Here is a 14,864-nt window from a genome sequence, read left to right on the forward strand (position 1 = left end):
CCTAATTCTTTAAGCGGGGGAAGCATGTCAACGAATCCGGATGATCAGGATGATAAGCTGTTCATCCTGGAAGATCACCACGAGACCACGCCTCCCAACCTGCGGACCTGGAAAATCGCGATCGTTGACGATGATGAGGATGTTCATCACACCACCAAATTTGCCCTGCTCGATACCAAAATCCTGAATCGCCCGCTGGAATTTATCCACACCTATTCCAAACAGCAAACCCGCGAAGTATTTGCCCACCATCATGACATTGCCGTGGTCCTGCTCGATGTCGTGATGGAGACCGAGCACGCCGGCCTGGAATTAGTCAGCTTCATCCGGGATGAATTGCAATGGCGTGACACCCGGATCATCCTGCGCACCGGGCAACCCGGATATGCGCCGGAAGAACAGGCGATCCGCGATTACGACATCAACGACTACAAAACCAAAAGCGAGCTGACGCGTAAAAAATTATTGACCACGCTGACCGCGGCCATCCGCTCCTACGACCAGATCCGCACCATTGATGCGAGTCGTCGCGGCCTGCACCAGATCATTGCATCGAGCGCCTCTTTCACGGTAGAGCATGGGATACAGGCCTTTGCCGCGGGAGTCATTACCCAGATCGCCGCCTTATGCGGCGTGCCGCCCGAGGGCCTGCTGTGCGCGCAAGCCGATGAACCCGGTGATACGGACAATACGCCGCGCTACAGCGTGATTGCTTCCGCAGGCCATTACAGTGGATTGATGAATTGCTCTATCGATGCCATTGCCGATAAAAAAATCCGCGAATCCCTGCACTATGTACTGACCCACCGTGCTCCCCTGTTTGACGAGCACGATATGACTTTGTATTTTTCCGGACATGGCAATCGGCCATTGGCGGCCTATATCGATTTGCCGTATGCACTGTCCGAGATTGACCAGCAATTACTTGAAGTATTTTGCTCCAATCTCGGCGTCTGTCTGGACAATTTAAATCTGATCAACCAGCTCAAGGTCCATGCGTATCGCGATCAATTGCTGATGCTGCCGAACCGGCTCAAGTTCATCGAGCAAATTGATCTGGCGCTTCGGCAGGCGCAATCGAATCGCGCTCTGGTGGCCTTGATTGATATTGACGAGTTCGCTGAGATCAACGACGTGCTGGGTCATCGCTACGGCGATTTATTATTAAAAGCCGTGGCTGACCGCCTGCGGATCGACCTTGGCGGCGCGAATTTTTTAGCCCGCATCTCCGGCGATGTATTTGGTTTGCTGGGCTTGGAAAGCGTGCTGCAGCCGGACAAGCTCAAACAGGTATTTGCCGAACCCTTCATCATCGAAGATACCGCGCATGCGGTGTCGATGTCGATCGGCATGGTGGCCTTGCAAGGCTATGAAAGTGACGGTGCCGATGTCTTGAAAGACGCCAGCATTGCGCTCAAGCGCACCAAGATGCATCAACGCGGCAGCTACACCCTGTTTACCCGCGAAATGGGGGTCGAAATCCGCGAACGCGCACGTCTGATGCAGCATTTGCACAAGGCATTCGATGCCGAACGCTTATTCCTGATGTATCAGCCGCAAGTCGATCTGCATACCCGCCAGCTCACCGGACTGGAAACCTTGATACGCTGGCGTACCGACGAGGGTCATATGATTCCGCCCGGCGATTTTATTCCGCTGGCAGAACATTCCGGCCTGATTATCAGCCTGGGCGCCTGGGTATTGCGTACCGCTTGCTTTACCATGATGCGCTGGCAAAATGCAGGCGTAGCGCCGGGTAAAATCGGGGTGAATGTGTCGGTCATCCAGTTTCGCCAGCCCGATTTTATATCGATCGTAGAAACCGCCTTGCGTGACAGCGGTCTCAGTCCCGCCAGGCTGGAACTGGAAATCACCGAGTCGGTCACGATGGCGGGGGTCAATGTGTTCGAAGAATCGCTCGCCAAACTCAAAAAAATCGGCGTGCAAATTGCGATCGATGATTTCGGCACGGGTTTTTCTTCGCTGAGTTATCTCGATAAATTGCCGGTCGACCGCTTGAAAATTGACCGGGCTTTTGTCAATCAGATCGATACGCCGGAAGGACCGAGAATCGCCGAGCTGATCACGCAGTTAGGTAAAAAACTGAAGCTGCAGGTGATCGCCGAAGGCATAGAAACCGAACACCATTGGGAAGTGCTGCGTAACATGGGTTGCCATGAGGGACAGGGATTCTTTATCGCGCATCCAATGGTAGAAGAGGATGTGAAAAACTGGATCAGCCACTGGCGATAAGCGTTTACGAATTATTTCTTTGATGGAGGTACCGCTTTATCTGCGACAGAACAATAGCCGTGATAAAGCGCATGGCAGTGTGAAAAATTTGCCTGTGTCTTCAATTTCAATAGCAAATATTAATTGATTACATAATTTAAATTAAATTGATCTATCGTCATTCGATATCTAGAATCAATAAAGTAGTAAATTTTTAATCAATCAAAGGAGATAAGCATGTCAAACGAAGCAAAATGCCCGTTCTCGAGTGGCGCCGCTAAAAATACGGTGGCCAGAGGTGCGCCAGCCAATGCCGACTGGTGGCCGAATCAATTGAAACTCAATATCTTGCACCAGCACTCCGCCAAGTCCAATCCTATGGACGAAGAGTTTAATTACGCAGAGGCATTTAAAAGCCTCGATTTGCATGCCGTTATTAAGGATTTGACTGCGCTGATGACCGATTCGCAGGACTGGTGGCCAGCGGACTATGGTCACTACGGCCCCTTCTTCATCCGCATGGCCTGGCATGCTGCGGGCACCTACCGTATCGCCGATGGACGCGGCGGTGCCGGCTCCGGTTCGCAGCGTTTCGCGCCATTGAATAGCTGGCCTGACAACGGCAACCTGGATAAGGCGCGTCGCCTGCTCTGGCCGATCAAGCAGAAATACGGCCGTAACCTGTCCTGGGCCGACCTGTTCGTCCTGACTGGCAATGTGGCGCTGGAGTCGATGGGTTTCAAGACTTTCGGTTTCGCCGGCGGCCGTCCCGATATCTGGGAACCGGAAGAAGACATCTACTGGGGATCTGAGGGCAAGTGGCTGGGCGACCAGCGCTACACCGGTGAGCGCGAGCTGGAAAATCCGCTCGCTGCCGTGCAGATGGGCCTGATTTACGTCAATCCGGAAGGTCCGAACGGCAATCCCGACCCTCTCGGCTCGGCACGGGATATCCGCGAAACCTTCGCCCGCATGGCAATGAACGACGAGGAAACCGTAGCGCTCACCGCCGGCGGCCACACCTTCGGCAAGACCCACGGCGCCGCTGATCCGGGCAAGTACGTCGGCCCCGAGCCAGAAGGCGCGGACATCGAGCAACAAGGTCTGGGCTGGAAGAATAGTTTCGGCAGCGGCAAGGGTCTGCACGCGATCACCAGCGGCCTTGAAGGCGCCTGGACCCCGAATCCAATTAAGTGGGATAACGGTTATTTTGAAACGCTGTTCGGCTACGAATGGGAATTGACCAAGAGCCCTGCAGGCGCCCAGCAATGGAAACCGAAGGGCGATGCGGGTGCTGGCAGCGTGCCGGATGCCCACGATCCCAACCTGCGTCATGCGCCGATGATGTCCACTGCCGACATGGCCATGCGCATGGATCCGGCGTATGAAAAAATCTCGCGCCGTTTCATGCAAAATCCTCACGAGTTCGCCGATGCATTCGCCCGCGCCTGGTTCAAGCTGACGCACCGCGACATGGGTCCGATCGCTCGCTACCTCGGCCCGCTGGTGCCGAAGGAAGAGTTGATCTGGCAAGACCCGATTCCCGCCGTTGATCACAAATTAGTCGATGAGCAGGACATCGTCGCCCTGAAAGCGAAGCTGCTTGCATCCGGCCTGTCGATTTCCCAGCTGGTGAATACCGCCTGGGCCTCTGCCGCAACATTCCGCGGCAGCGACAAACGCGGCGGTGCTAACGGCGCGCGGATTCGTCTGGCACCACAGAAAGATTGGGAAGCGAATCAGCCGGCCGAACTGGCAACGGTACTGGCGAAGCTGGAAGCGATCCGGCACGAGTTCAATGCGGCGCAATCCAACGGCAAAAAGATTTCTCTTGCTGATCTGATCGTGCTGGGCGGCTCTGCGGCGGTCGAGGCTGCGGCGAAAAAGGCGGGTAACTATATGCAGATTCCTTTCACGCCGGGACGTATGGATGCGTCGCAAGAGCAAACCGATGTTGAGTCCTTTGCCGTATTGGAACCGGTCGCAGATGGTTTCCGCAACTACATCCGCTCCGGCCTGGAAGCATACGCGGCCGAGCTGCTGGTGGATAAAGCCCAGTTGATGAGATTGACGGCGCCCGAGATGACCGTGCTGATCGGCGGTATGCGCGTTCTGGATGCCAACGCCGGACATGCCAGGCACGGTGTGCTTACCAAGCGCCCCGAAACTCTGACCAATGATTTCTTCGTGAACCTGCTGGACATGGGTACCAAGTGGCAGAAGTCCGCTACCTCGGCCGGGGTACTGGAGGGACGTGACCGGGCAACGGGTGAAGTGAAGTGGACCGGTACGGTGGTTGATCTTATCTTCGGTTCAAACTCGCAGCTGCGCTCTTTGGCCGAAGTCTATGCATGTAGCGATTCTCAGCAAAAGTTTGTCGACGACTTCGCCGCAGCCTGGACCAAGGTGATGAACCTTGATCGTTTCGACCTGGCCTGAACGGCGCTCTGAGATCCTTAGCGATCTGTCAGCGCAACCCCTGCTTCGACTTACGCCATGCAGGGGTTGCGTCACTCCTGTCTTCGCAGGAGTGACGAAGTGAGAACTAAGTTGAATTGATTCACCTGTTTAATTGCCAGATTAATAGAAATTAAAAAACGAAACCGCAAGCCGGGTGCGCCTGCTGGCACGAAATGCCTCTGCGAGCCGCATCCAGCCTGCGGGTTTAATGTAGGTAACTTCTAAAAACCCCATACTCGAGCGCATCGCGTCGTTACAAAGCCTCGCAATACCGACGTATTGCTGCGTTTTGTGCCTAGCGTTGCACCTCGATTAAAGGGTTTTTAGAAGTTCCCTGTACGTTGTGGTAAGCAACTTGGCGTTTTGCGCAAGTCCTAAATAAAACTCCATCAAAGCAGTGTGCAGTGCCGTGATGGAGTGCTTTTCTTCTGTTACCGGTGTTTACTGGCCAGGGTAGTGATGTGGATTGCCGTCCGCTACCTCCCGCTTATTTTTTGTCCATCCCAGGCTGCTCAGGCTTGCCGTCGTGCCCCTTTGGGCGAGGCATGCCGCGTTCCATCTCATCACCCATGCGATGCTGCATGTGACGATGACTGTCATCGAAGGTTTTTTTCTGCTCAGCTGTCAGTACGCCGTAAAAGGTTTTCAATGCAGCCAGATGCGCTTCCGCTTTTGCCTGGCGATCTTTCATCATCCCCAACATTTTTTCCATGCGTTCCGGCGTGCTGAGTTTGTCCATTTCCTTGGGATCTGCCCGCATTGGCTGGGCACCTGGCGGCGCTTTGACGGCTTCAATAAAAGTTTTCCAGGCGGGCTCTTGCGCTGTCGTCAGCTTCAGCTTGTCATGCAGCTCGACCTGATGCCTGAGCATGCGCTCTTGCATTTTTTCAGCCCATTTTGCATGGTCCATATCGTCTTTATCGTGCATGGCTGGCGGCGGTGGGGCTGGCGGTGTTGATTGCGCCAACACCGCGCCGCTCATACTCAGGGAGATCGCTGTCAAAGCGAATATCAATGGTTTGTTTATCGTGTTCATTATTTCCTCATGGGGTATTGGATACATGGATAGACAAATTTGTTCGTGAATTTTGTGAACTGAGTTTGTCATTACCATAGCCACTGCGAACTTTATGTGCCTTGCACATGGGAGGTATCTTGGTCCAATGATGTAACCGGCAAGTGTCGGCGTTACACTGCTTTGTATCGCACTGTAACAAGCGGCCGGAATAAGCGACCTGCGTGTTTCGCATTGTTTCCACATGGGTTTATCATAACAAGCCGATACAAAAACCATTTTCTGCGCCAGCGTCAGATCGTCATAATGAGAGTCATGGATACTTCAAGCAAAATTTTGATCGTTGATGACGATCGCGACATCCGCAGCCTGCTGGCGGATTATCTGGATGGACATGGTTACAGCACCATGATGGCGGCCGACGGGAATGCCATGTGGGCGGCACTCGACGCACATCAAGTCGATCTGGTGGTGCTCGACCTGAACCTGCCCGGCGATGACGGCCTCACTCTGTGTCGCAACCTGCGCGCCAAGTCGAGCATGCCGGTGATCATGCTGACCGCGCGCAGCGAACCGCTGGACCGGATTCTGGGTTTGGAAATGGGTGCCGACGATTACTTGCCGAAACCATTTGAGCCGCGAGAATTATTGGCGCGCATACGCAGCGTCTTACGGCGTACCCAGTCGGCGGCACTCGCTAGCGATGGCGAGCAAATTCAACGCCTCAAGTTTGCTGGCTGGACGCTGGATCTGACCGCCCGTCACCTGATCAGTCCTGACGATATGGTGATCGCCTTATCGGGTGCGGAGTTCCGCATGCTGACTATTTTCCTGGATCATCCAAACCGCATCCTGAATCGCGATCAGTTGCTGAATATGACGCACGGACGCGATGCCGATCCGTTTGATCGTTCCATCGATATCCAGATCAGCCGCTTACGGCAAAAGCTGCGCGAGGATGCGCGTTCGCCGCAGATCATTAAAACGGTGCGCAACGGCGGCTACGTCTTGTCCGTCACCGTCACCGCGGAACACGCTACATGAAGCTCATGCAATCGATGTCGGGCCGCATCTTCGGCATCCTGCTGTTGGGCGTGGTCAGCTCTACCGTACTCACCTGGTGGCTGGCATTCGGCGAGCGGCAAAAAACCTTCGAGCAATTTCGCGAATCGCGGGCGGTAGAACGCGCCGAGCAATTGGTGCTGGCGCTGGATGCCTTGCCGGCCCCCAGCCGACAAGCTTTCCTGGCGACCGCACCGCGACTGGGTTTGCGCGTCACGACCTTGCCGGTAGCGAGCTCGAGCGAAGCACCGCGCTCGGTGTATGCAGCGGCGCTGAGCGACCGACTCGGCAAGAGGTTTCGGGTACAGTCCCTGCCACCGGATTCCGAGGGCTGCAATAGCCTTCCGGCGGAAGCACGTTCGCTACGCGGTCCCTGCGAGGAACTGGGCATCACCTTGCGCGATGGGACAGAATTGCGCTTGACCTCATTACCGCCGCGCGGTCCGCTACCGCCTTTCCGTCCGGATTTTATCTTGTATCTGCTGGCTTTCCTGTGCAGCATTGCGGTGCTCGCTTACCTGGTGGCGCGCATGACGACACGGCCTTTAAGACAGCTTGCTCAGGCCGCAACGGATCTGGGCAATGATATCAATCGCCCGGCCTTACCGGAACGTGGATCGACTGAAATTTTGCAAGCGACCAAGGCGTTTAATGCAATGCAATCGCGGATCCGCCAGCACATCCAGCAACGCACCCACATGCTGGCAGCGATTACCCATGACTTGCAAACCCCGCTGACGCGTTTGCGCCTGCGTCTGGAAAAAGTCGGCGATACCGAATTGCGCGATAAGCTGATCGGCGATTTGTCGGCCATGCAAACCATGGTCAAAGAAGGCCTGGATCTGGCGCGCAGCATGGATAGCAATGAAGCGCTACGCCCGATGGATCTGGATTCGCTGCTCGACAGCGTCTGTGCCGATGCTGCCGATGCCGGGCAGGATGTGGTGTTCTCCGGCAAGTCAGGCATCACGGTCATGGCCAGGCCGCAAGCGCTGCGCCGTTGCCTGACCAACCTGATCGATAATGCGGTCAAATACGGCCAATTCGCGAAAGTCAGCCTGGAAACCAGCAGCGACGCCGGCAGCAAATTCATGCACATACGGATCCGCGACGGCGGCAGCGGTATACCGGAAGACCAATTGCAAAAAGTGTTTGAACCGTTTTACCGCACCGAGACTTCGCGCTCGCGCGATACCGGCGGTACCGGCCTGGGTCTGACGATCGCGCAAAACATCGCGCAACAACATGGCGGCAGCGTACAGTTAAAAAACCTGCATGAAGGCGGCCTGGAAGTGCAACTGATTTTGCCAGCCAAACCGGCCTGACGACCGGCGTTACAGACTGGCTCAGGCGGGTAAATATCCAGATCCTGTGAGATGCTAGATTCTCCAAAGAACTCCACATGTTTCTTGCTTTTTCTCTGTGTCTCCGCGTCTCTTGTTGAGAGGTTTTAAAACTTTTCATCCTTAAAGCAACGTAGCGCGATTGCGGGATGAATCGGATGCACACATCTTTGCTCATCCGTCCTGCGACACCAGCACCGACATCATGCTGATCGCGCCGAGTTCCATGCCTTCGGTCGCAATCTCGAGTTTGTCTTGCGCCGTTTTAGCGCCCAGTACATACAGCAACGGTAAAAAATGCTCGGAGGTCGGCACCGACAGCATGGCATCCTGACCCAGCGTCTGATAATTCACCACCTGCTCAAAATCCCCGTCCAGCATGGCCTGGCGCATCGCCTGGTTAAACCGTATCGCCCAGTCATAGCCGGAAGAGCGCGGATCCATGCGGCGTAAATTGTGCACCACATTGCCGCTGCCGATAATCATGACGCCCTGGTTGCGCAAGGCGGCCAATTTTTTCCCCAACTCAAAATGAAAAGCCGCCGGCTGGTTCATATCCAGGCTCAGTTGCACTACCGGAATATCGGCCGCCGGATACGCCTTGGCCAGCACCGACCAGGTCCCGTGATCCAGGCCCCATTGCTGATCGAGCTGTACCGCTAAAGGCGCCAGCTGGGCGGCAATTTTAGCCGCCAGGGCAGGATCACCGGGCGCCGGATACTGGATATCGAACAGAGCCTGCGGAAATCCGCCAAAGTCATGGATCGTCGCCGGTGCCGCCATCGCGGTCACGCCTATGCCGTAGGTGGTCCAGTGCGCCGAGACCGCCAGGATCGCTTGCGGTCGCGCAAAACGTTCGGCAAAACCGCGCCAGGCTTGGGTATAGCGATTATCTTCCAGCGCATTCATCGGGCTGCCGTGACCAAAAAAGATCGCCGGCATGCGGGTAAACTCAGACATAGTCATTTCTCCTGTTTCATCATGTGGCAGCGCGCCTTAACTTATTAACGCAAGTAACTGAATTAGTTCAAGGCTGCTAAAATTGTGCATCGTCCTCAACAATACACGGAATCACTGTGATCAACTTACAACTAGGCGATGTCAGCCATATTATCCAGCTCGCGATTGCACCGGTCTTCTTACTCACTGGTGTCGGCACCAATCTGACCGTTCTGACCAATCGTCTGGCCCGTATCATCGATCGCTCACGTCGCCTGGAAGATCTATTTCAAAGCGATGTTAGCGCGATCGACAAACCCGGTTTGCGTGAGGAATTGAACGAACTTTATGAGCGCTCGCACCTGATCAACCGCGCCATCACACTCAGCACTGCCTGCGGCTTGCTGATCTGCCTGGTGATCGCTGCCTTGTTCATGGGCGATGCGACCGATCTGCGCCTGGACAAGCTGATTGCGGGACTATTCGTGGGCGGCATCCTCGCCTTGATCGGCAGTTTTGTGTACTTCCTGCGCGAAATTTTTGTGGCTACCACCACGCTGACCAGGCAACGCGAAATGGGCTTGAAAAATCATCCTGATGCAGTCCGAAAGAACTGATAAAGTCTCACATTGGCCTCCCACCGGCTCACCATGATGGGTGAGCTGAAAGCGGTCGCCGCGCTAGCTGGACCGGCCTGATTACAATCGGCAATCTACCTTCAATTAACTTCAATCCTCGCTATATCGGGATTTTTTTACCTTGTCTGCCCGAATCGGCTGGCACAAAAATAGATCGTTGTAATTTGCGAACGATCGTGCCAAAATAAGACTTAGGTGCAATACTCTAAAAGCAAATTCCGGATTGACGCAATTGACGCCAGCGCAGTGAAAATCAGCAAGCGCAACACCGCATGGCATAGCCGCATTGATGCGCCATGCAAAATGACTGAAGCTGTCTCGCATAGAAACGTCAACCGACCGCACTTTCAGCCAACAACGGAGACAAGACATGAATACCAGCCACTACCCGCATTGGCCGCCCGGTCTGCCGCATCATCTGATCGCGCCGGAAACCAGCGTCTATACCAATCTGCAAATCGCCGCCCTGCGTTATCCCAGCAAGCCTGCGATTATTTTTTATGACAGCATACTGACGTATGCCGAATTGCATGCAGAAGTGCTGGCGCTGGCGGGCTATCTGCAAAAAGCGTGCGGCGTGCAGCGCGGTGACCGCGTCTTGCTGGACATGCAGAATTCGCCGCAATTCATCATTGCGTATTACGCGATCATGCGTGCCGATGCGATGGTGGTGCCGGTCAATCCTATGCTGATGACCGATGAACTTGCCCACTACATAGAGGACAGCGGAGCCAACGTCGCGCTCGCTTCGCAAGAAATTTTCTCGCGCATGCAAGCGCTGGTCGGCAGTAGCGGATTAAAGCATGCGATTGTGGCGACCTATTCCGACCATCTGACTAAAGACACTACACTGACGGTGCCGGACTTTGTGCGTGCGCCGCGCGATGTGCCTGTGCAGGCGGGCATCATCGCCTGGAAAGACGCGATTGCCCAGGGTAGTCAGGCCGCTTATCAAGTCGGCCCGCACCTGGCTACCCCCGATGATCTGGCCTGCATGCCCTACACCTCAGGCACCACGGGCAAGCCGAAAGGCTGCATCCACAACCACCGTTCGGTGATGTTCAATATTGCCGCCAGCCCGGCATGGTCTGGCTCTATCGTACCGAACCATGTGGCCTTGGCGGTACTGCCTTTCTTCCACGTCACCGGCATGCAATCGGTGATGAACAGCATGATCTTTTGTGGCGGCGCACTGGTGGTGCTGCCGCGCTGGGACAAGGATGTGGCGGGGCAGCTCATCACCCGTTATAAGGTCACGAACTGGACGCTGGTGCCGTCGATGATGATTGATTTCCTGTCGAATCCGCGACTCGCAGAATACGATATCTCCGGTTTGAACCGGGTCTCCGGCGGCGGCGCTGCGATGCCGGCGGCAATCGCGCAAAAACTCCTGGAACTATCGGGCCAGACCTATATGGAAGGCTACGGCCTGTCCGAAACCATGGCGCCATCGCACCTGAATCCACCGCAACGCATGAAGCAGCAATGCCTCGGCATTCCGCATTTCAGCACCGACTCGCGCATCGTCGATCCGACCACCTTGCAAGAAGTCAAACAAGGCGAGACTGGCGAGATCTGGATCAACGGCCCGCATGTATTCCAGGGTTATTGGAACGATCCGCAAAAAACCAGGGAATCGTTTGCCGAACTCGATGGCAAGCGCTTCTTCCGCAGCGGCGACCTGGGGTATATGGATGAGGAAGGTTTCTTCTTTTTCACCGACCGGCTCAAGCGCATGATCAATGCCAGCGGCTTTAAAGTCTGGCCCGCCGAAGTCGAATCCATGATGTACCAGCATCCGGGTATTCAGGAATGCTGCATTATCGCCGCCCGCGATGCGTATCGCGGCGAAACCGTGAAAGCCGTGATCGTCAAAAAGCCCGGCAGCGATGTCAGTGCCGAGGACATCATGAGCTGGGCGCACGAAAAAATGGCGGCCTACAAAGTGCCGAAATTCGTCGAATTCGTCGATAGCCTGCCCAAGTCGGGTACCGGCAAGGTCATGTGGCGTTCGCTGCAAGAAAAAGAAGCGGCAAAATAGCGCCATCGATTCACGCATCGTTCGCGTCCCACAACGCAAAAAGCCCGCCAAAAGCGGGCTTACCATTCATTGCAACGACTCACCAGCAACCCATGCTATCTGCGTGGTGCCGCTGGCCAGGTCAAGAACCCGTGCTATCTGCGCGGTGCCCCTGACGGTTTGAGTCGCCTGTACTGCTTATCCATGTTCTTGCGAAGATGTTTTACGGTAGAACGAATGTTTTTATTTCACAAATCAACTAAACCATTTTCCGACGCCACTGATACCTTAATGACACGGCCGGTTGGAATTGATGCGCGTTTGAACAATGTGCCGGCATCATGCCTGCACTATTTTTCGCTGCGGTGACAACTCACTGAAGAACTAAACCATTTCCCAGCAACCCATGCTATCTGCGTGGTGCCGCTGGCCGGTAAGAATTCATCTGCGCATTAGAAAAAACCTTGCGGCCTTGTTCTAACTTGTGAAATCTTTGTCTTGCTGCTGCAATTTCTTTTCACCGCCAACCCATGCTATCTGCGTGGTGCCAGCGACCGGTATGACTGATCAGAAAAAGCAACGGCAGGACGACTACTTAGTCGGGTATCGACGACCAGAGATGGTCGATGCCATCGATTAAGAAAGAATCTGGATATTGCCAGCTTTGTCGCCTTTAGGACCAACAGCGGCTTCGTAAGAAACGCGCTGGTTTTCCGACAGGCTCTTGAAGCCGGAAGACTGGATGTCTTGAAAGTGGGCGAATAAATCCGGACCACCTGCATCTGGTGTGATAAAGCCGAAGCCCTTAGCATCGTTGAACCATTTGACTATGCCTGTTTGCGTGCTCATGTTATTTCCTTTAAATTTTAAATATAGGCTAGCTTGCCTGAGAGGCACTTGTAACCAAGAGATGAAACCGGAGGAAGTAAAACAGAACGACTAGAAGAACAGCCATGCAGATTTGGGACCAACAATATAACAACTTGATGCAAGTACAGGACGCAATATACACGTTTACTGCTGAATCACCTAATAATATTTTCTGGGGTGTTTTTAATCAAGGCAAATCCAATGCCGCCAGTCGTGTAAACATATCGGCACGAATGCGCAAGCGGAGGGGGACGACCTGGCGAATCACTGTCATCCCGCTTCCCTTATTCAATTCCGTTCACTCATTTCTCTCACTCATCAATGGCCGGCAGGACCTGCACTTGCAAAGCGCTGGCCTGCGCTTTGACGTGATAAATCCTGTGGGTCGCCTTGATGAAATCGCTGTCCTTCGCTTCAAAAATATTCGGTACAAAGCTTTGCGGATTTCGGTCGATGAATGGGAACCAGCTCGACTGTACCTGCACCATGATCCTGTGGCCGCGCTGGAAGGTATGCAGCACATCATTGATGTTGAAATTCACTTTGCTTACTTCATTCGGCACAAGCGGTTTGGGTACAGAAAAACTCTCGCGGAAGCGCGCACGGAAAGGTTCGCCCCGCACCAGGGTTTGTTGCGCACCGCGATTCACTTCACCGTCCGCTGCCTTCATCTCGGCCGGATTGACGTCGATCAGTTTCACCACGAAGTCGGCATCGCTGCCGGTGGTGCTGACAAACAGGTTCGCGGTCAACGGTCCGGCCAGCGTGACATCGCGTTCCAGCACATCGGTCTGGTAAGTGACGACATCCGGGCGACGCGATGCAAAGCGCTGATCGGCTGCCACATATTGATTGCTCCAGCGGGTTGAAATCTCGGTGGTATACGGCACCGGCTTAGCCGGATCACTGAGATACTCGTCGAACGCTGCCGTGTCTGTGGTGTCGTCCGGCGCGCTAAAATCCAGTTTTCCATCGGCATGGAAATACAGCGATTTCGGCGCGACATTCCTGGGTGGCCAGGCGTCAAAACTGCGCCAGCGGTTGGCGCCGGTTTCAAACATCCAGGCTTGCGGCAGGTCCGGTTTGGCGCCGCCTTTCAGGTGATGCTTGAAAAAGGCAAATTCGACAGGCTGATAACTCAGCGCCGTTTTAAAACCGAAATTGGTATCGCCGACTTTATCGCCATCGCTGCGGGTCCAGCCGCCGTGCGTCCAGGGGCCGATCACCAGCGTATTGCTGATGCCGGGATTTTGTTTTTCTATCGCCTTGTAGGTTTGCAAAGGACCGTATAAATCTTCGGTGTCGTACCAGCCGCCTACGGTCAACACTGCGGCTTTGATATTTTTTAAATGCGGCAGCAGATTACGGCTTTGCCAGTAGCTATCGTAATTCGGATGCTGGGCGATCTCATTCCAGTACGGAATCGCATTTTTAAAATACCGGGGATTAGCATTCGATAAGGCACCGAGATCGATAAAAAATTGATAGCCGTCCGGCGTCCCGTAATGAAAAGCTTTATCGGTATCGATATCGGTCGGCATTGGTCTGGGTTTGGCAAAGCCGCTGAAAAAACCAAACGCCATTTGCAGATTAAAGGCGCCATTGCGATGCATGTCGTCGCCGCGGAACCAGTCGGCAATCGGCGCTTGCGGCGAGACGGCTTTCAAGGCCGGATGCGAATCAATCGCGCCGGTCGACGTATAAAAACCGGGATACGAAATACCCCATTGTCCGAGCTTGCCATTGTTATGCGGGACGTTCCTGATCAGCCAGTCTATGGTGTCGTAGGTGTCGGTGCTTTCATCGAAATCGGTTTTCGATTTTTTCTCGATCTGCGGACGCATATTCACATAGTCGCCCTCCGACATATGGGTGCCGCGCACATCCTGGAATACGAAGATAAAACCGTCTTTCTCGTAGTCGGCGGTGGCGCCCAAAAGGTGTTTGTACTGCGCGCTGCCGTAAGGGCCGACCGAATACGGGGTGCGCTGCATCAGCATCGGGTAGCGCTTGCCGGCGCTGGCATCGTTCGGGATATACACTGCGGTGAACAGGCGTTTGCCGTCGCGCATGGGAATACGGTATTCAAACTTGCTGTAATTTTTGCGTATATAGTCGCTGCGCAGTTTGAGCTGCTCGGCTTTTTCATCCAGCACTTGCTCAGCATTTTGTTCGCTTTTACCGACGATACTGCCAGCTGCGCCGGTGGCATAGATCTGCGGCGCGGCAGCGCTCATGACGACGCCCACTACTATCCATGCCAAGCGTAATGCTTTGCTCATGCA

General features: G+C 54.5%; 10 protein-coding genes. 6 read left to right on the forward strand and 4 right to left on the reverse strand.

Features of this window, described 5'->3' with window-relative positions; all coding sequences use genetic code 11:
* Positions 1 to 24 precede the first annotated feature (24 nt).
* Together LPB67_RS10715 and katG are read left to right on the forward strand one after the other, a co-directional pair.
* Positions 25 to 2,253, forward strand: a complete 2,229-nt coding sequence (locus LPB67_RS10715) for an EAL domain-containing protein (protein WP_262837169.1) — start codon at positions 25 to 27, stop codon at positions 2,251 to 2,253.
* Positions 2,254 to 2,469: 216 nt separating this feature from the next.
* Entirely contained in the window at positions 2,470 to 4,671 is a 2,202-nt protein-coding gene (gene katG / locus LPB67_RS10720) for a catalase/peroxidase HPI (protein WP_262837170.1), read from the forward strand.
* Between the two features lie 508 nt (positions 4,672 to 5,179).
* Here the strand turns inward: katG and LPB67_RS10725 are convergent.
* Positions 5,180 to 5,728, reverse strand: a complete 549-nt coding sequence (locus LPB67_RS10725) for a Spy/CpxP family protein refolding chaperone (RefSeq protein ID WP_262837171.1) — start codon at positions 5,726 to 5,728, stop codon at positions 5,180 to 5,182.
* Positions 5,729 to 6,022: 294 nt separating this feature from the next.
* Between LPB67_RS10725 and LPB67_RS10730 the strand changes: the two genes are divergently transcribed.
* Together LPB67_RS10730 and LPB67_RS10735 are read left to right on the forward strand one after the other, a co-directional pair.
* A complete protein-coding gene (locus tag LPB67_RS10730; protein WP_262837172.1) occupies positions 6,023 to 6,751 on the forward strand; it encodes a response regulator in 729 nt (242 codons plus the stop codon).
* Entirely contained in the window at positions 6,748 to 8,094 is a 1,347-nt protein-coding gene (locus LPB67_RS10735; protein WP_262837173.1) for an ATP-binding protein, read from the forward strand. Before LPB67_RS10730 ends, LPB67_RS10735 begins: the two co-directional genes overlap by 4 nt.
* Before the next feature lie 192 nt (positions 8,095 to 8,286).
* Here the strand turns inward: LPB67_RS10735 and ygiD are convergent, their stop codons facing one another.
* Positions 8,287 to 9,072 carry a 4,5-DOPA dioxygenase extradiol gene (gene ygiD, locus LPB67_RS10740; RefSeq protein ID WP_262837174.1) on the reverse strand — a complete coding sequence of 262 codons (786 nt, stop codon included), beginning with the start codon at positions 9,070 to 9,072 and terminating at the stop codon, positions 8,287 to 8,289.
* A 119-nt stretch (positions 9,073 to 9,191) separates the two neighbouring features.
* Between ygiD and LPB67_RS10745 the strand changes: the two genes are divergently transcribed.
* Together LPB67_RS10745 and LPB67_RS10750 are read left to right on the forward strand one after the other, a co-directional pair.
* On the forward strand, positions 9,192 to 9,668 hold the full coding sequence (locus LPB67_RS10745; protein WP_262837422.1) for a DUF2721 domain-containing protein: 477 nt from the start codon (positions 9,192 to 9,194) through the stop codon (positions 9,666 to 9,668).
* 391 nt (positions 9,669 to 10,059) lie between these two features.
* The gene (locus LPB67_RS10750) at positions 10,060 to 11,730 is read left to right on the forward strand and encodes a long-chain fatty acid--CoA ligase (RefSeq protein ID WP_262837175.1); all 1,671 of its coding nucleotides are present in this window, start codon (positions 10,060 to 10,062) and stop codon (positions 11,728 to 11,730) included.
* 615 nt (positions 11,731 to 12,345) lie between these two features.
* Here the strand turns inward: LPB67_RS10750 and LPB67_RS10755 are convergent.
* Both LPB67_RS10755 and LPB67_RS10760 read right to left on the reverse strand, forming a co-directional pair.
* A complete protein-coding gene (locus LPB67_RS10755; RefSeq protein WP_262837176.1) occupies positions 12,346 to 12,558 on the reverse strand; it encodes a cold-shock protein in 213 nt (70 codons plus the stop codon).
* A 332-nt stretch (positions 12,559 to 12,890) separates the two neighbouring features.
* Positions 12,891 to 14,861 carry a CocE/NonD family hydrolase gene (locus tag LPB67_RS10760; protein ID WP_262837177.1) on the reverse strand — a complete coding sequence of 657 codons (1,971 nt, stop codon included), beginning with the start codon at positions 14,859 to 14,861 and terminating at the stop codon, positions 12,891 to 12,893.
* Between the last annotated feature and the right edge of the window lie 3 nt (positions 14,862 to 14,864).

Source organism: Undibacterium sp. Jales W-56 (assembly GCF_025548535.1).
Classification (GTDB): Bacteria; Pseudomonadota; Gammaproteobacteria; order Burkholderiales; family Burkholderiaceae_D; genus Undibacterium.